1 protein-coding gene is annotated in these 608 nt (G+C 48.7%); it reads left to right on the top strand.

Annotated elements, in window-relative coordinates:
- On the top strand, window positions 1–608 hold a 608-nt coding region (locus BG32_RS05475), incomplete at both ends, for an HAD-IC family P-type ATPase (protein WP_147434841.1).

Genomic DNA, 608 nt, shown 5'->3' with positions numbered 1-608 from the left:
GTGGATGGGGAAGTCTTGAATGGTGCAAGCTCAGTAGACCAGTCAATGATTACTGGGGAATCGATTCCCGTAGATATCTCAGAGAGTTCGAAAGTAATTGGCGGTACTACGAATATAAATGGAGCATTCGAAATGAGGGCAACTGTCGTTGGCAGCGACACAGTCCTTTCGAGAATAATCAAACTCGTCGAGGACGCACAGTCGTCAAAGGCTCCGATAGCCAGAATGGCCGATGTCGTCAGCGGTTATTTCGTGCCATTCGTTCTAGTGATTGCGGCAGTTACTTTCCTTGTCTGGATGACGCTTGGATATGGTCTCGTCTTTTCAATGTCCATGATGATAGCGGTGCTTGTAATAGCCTGTCCCTGCGCACTCGGACTTGCCACGCCTACCGCGATAATGGTGGGTACCGGTAGGGGAGCCGAAATGGGAATTCTTTTCCGGAATGGCGAAGCCCTAGAAACCACTCACAAAATTGGTGCTGTAGTTTTCGACAAGACTGGTACGATAACGGAAGGAAGGCCAAGGTTAGTAGATGTGCATACATTTGGGAAGCACGGAAGAGAAGGTGTGATGCAGATATCGGCCAGTATTGCTTCAAAGAGTTC

Origin of the sequence: Mesotoga sp. HF07.pep.5.2.highcov, assembly GCF_003666285.1 — a bacterium.
Classification (GTDB): domain Bacteria; phylum Thermotogota; class Thermotogae; order Petrotogales; family Kosmotogaceae; genus Mesotoga; species Mesotoga prima.
Note: the sequence above shows the minus strand (reverse complement) of the source record. Positions and strands in the feature narration are given on the sequence as shown.